Here is a 451-nt window from a genome sequence, read left to right as displayed (position 1 = left end):
GGCTGTGAATTCCTTTGCGATCGGGTCATTGAGGCAACAGTGCCGACCCGGTTTTCGCCACAAATATATATGATTTGGGTAACGGGTCGTTGCGGTTCTGGCAGTTTTGTGGCTAGTACGCTTCGCATGAGCGGGTGAACCGGCGGTAAGCCGGTTCTGGACCCTTGGGGTTTTGCAGGAAGTGATATGATGACGATATCCGCACGCGCCGTGCTTCTGACGCTGGCCATCGGTGCCGCCGGTACTTTGCTCTCCGCCTGCACGAGCGATCCCGATATCGATATCACCAAGCTTGCGGTCGATACCGATCCGCCGGAGAAGCTCTATGATCAGGGCCTTGCCAACCTGAATGCCGGCAAGGTCGCAGAGGCCGAGAAGAAGTTCGACGCGCTCGACCGCCAGCAACCTTTCTCTGAATGGGCACGTAAGGCACTGGTGATGAGCACTTTCG

1 protein-coding gene is annotated in these 451 nt (G+C 57.0%); it reads left to right on the top strand.

Going from position 1 to position 451, the window contains the following annotated elements; genetic code table 11:
- Nucleotides 1-186: 186 nt before the first annotated feature.
- On the top strand, nt 187-451 hold a 265-nt coding region (gene bamD / locus AC1D0P_RS29530; protein ID WP_477679982.1), incomplete at its 3' end, for an outer membrane protein assembly factor BamD.

This window comes from Polaromonas sp. P1_G2 (assembly GCF_056405515.1).
This window is presented reverse-complemented; position numbering and strand designations above follow the sequence as displayed.